The organism is Pseudoalteromonas sp. Z1A6 (assembly GCF_011378745.1).
Lineage (GTDB): Bacteria > Pseudomonadota > Gammaproteobacteria > Enterobacterales > Alteromonadaceae > Pseudoalteromonas > Pseudoalteromonas arctica.
This window is the reverse complement of record NZ_WTKW01000546.1, coordinates 1-1,754: the sequence shown is the minus strand read 5'-3', so window position 1 is coordinate 1,754 and position 1,754 is coordinate 1. Positions and strand designations below refer to the sequence as shown.

The window sequence follows — 1,754 nt, the reverse complement described above, 5'->3', positions numbered from 1 at the left end:
GCCGTAATTTAATTTTTGGCTATTGTCGCTATATATGCATTTATATACCCCGGAGAAATAATGAGTAATTTAAGCTTGAAAAACAAACTGTTGTTATTAGCTATATTGCCCTTAATGCTACTTTTGATTAGCTTGATGCTGAGTTCTTATTATTTAGAGAATAAAAATCAGCAACAAAATTTTGAAGCATTTCAAACTAAACTAATAAGTGACAAACAAACGTTGCTAAGCACCGAGGTAGAAATTGCCAGTAAAATTGTGCGCTACCAAATAGCAAATGGCTCTGAGCAAGATGCTAAAAATGCTTTAAGAGATTTAACATTTGGTCAAGGTGGTTACTTTTTTATATACGACACAAATGGCGTTAGTGTTTTTCATGCATTATTAGGTGATGCTATTGAAGGGCAAAACAAAATAGGGATGACTGACCCTAACGGTAAAAAAATAATAGTGGGCTTATTAGATCAAGCTAGAAAAGGCGGTGGCGCTTTTAACTATCATTTCCAAAAACCAAATACCACAGGCTTAGTTGAAAAAATGGGCTATGCAGCAATGATCCCAGGTACAAACTGGATGATTGGTACTGGCGCATATATGGATGATATAGACGCAGAACTACTTAAATATCAAACAGCAATGCAAGAGCACATGAATGATAAGGTAGTGACCTTATTGCTAATTGCTTTATTTTGGGTTGTGTTAACTATTATATGTGCGTTAATTGCCGCAAATACAATGGTAAAACCAATACAGCGTATGGCGCAAAGCCTTGACGATATTGCCAAAGGTGAGGGCGATTTAACTAAACGTTTAGATATTGATACTAACGATGAAATAGGCCAACTTGGCGAAGCATTTAATATGTTTGTAAGTAAGTTACATGGCATTATTGCTAATGTGGTTGATGTAACACACGATGTAAAAACAGCCTCTAGTGATATAAATACACAAACACGATTAATTGAAGACAAGCTACTTAATCACAATCATGAAACAGACCTTGTTGCGACGGCTATTACCGAAATGTCGGCTACTTCTCATGAGGTGGCTCAAAATACGAACCAAGTGGCAGAGTCAACCCAAGCGGCAACGCAAGAAGTTGCTAAAGCTCAAGAGTGTGTTGATATTTCACTCAGTGAGGTGTCTAACCTAATGGGCGAGATAAACCTAGCCGCAGAACAAGTTGATTCACTCAGTGATCAATCTAAAAAGATTAATAGTGTACTAAGCGTAATTGGTGGAATTGCCGAGCAAACAAATTTACTTGCACTTAATGCTGCAATAGAAGCTGCACGAGCAGGTGAGCAAGGGCGAGGGTTTGCTGTTGTTGCTGATGAGGTAAGAAGCTTAGCAAGTCGTACTCAAGTTAGCACATTAGAGATTAGTGAAATGTTGAGTGAGTTACATAATTTAGTATCGGATGCTGTAGCCGCAATGCAAGCGAGTCAGAATAGTTGTAATCGCTCAGTAGAATCGTCTCGTGCTATTTCAGAAAGTTTAGGTGCGGTAACAACCTCAGTTAGATCAATTAACGACATGAGTACGCAAATTGCGACAGCGGCGCTGGAGCAAAGTAGCGTTACAGAAGAAATAAACCGTAATGTATTTGCCATTCAAGAAATCGTTAATGAACTAACTATTTCAAGCAAAACTACCTCTTCGGTAGGCCAGCATTTAGCTGCGCGTGGTGAAAACTTAGGACAACTCGTTGGCCAGTTTAAAATTTAACAAAGTTTAAAACTTTACAGTAAAAG

Annotated in this window: 1 protein-coding gene; it reads left to right on the top strand. The window is 38.1% G+C overall.

Features of this window, described 5'->3' with window-relative positions:
- Positions 1-60: 60 nt before the first annotated feature.
- Positions 61-1,728 (top strand): methyl-accepting chemotaxis protein, encoded by a 1,668-nt coding sequence (locus tag GQR46_RS19330; RefSeq protein ID WP_165728466.1) that lies wholly within the window; start codon positions 61-63, stop codon positions 1,726-1,728.
- The last annotated feature ends 26 nt before the right edge of the window (positions 1,729-1,754 follow it).

What these genes read in the sequence shown, in the direction of transcription:
- GQR46_RS19330 (WP_165728466.1), top strand. Translation starts at nt 61, where the DNA reads ATGAGTAATTTAAGCTTGAAAAACAAACTGTTGTTATTAGCTATATTG.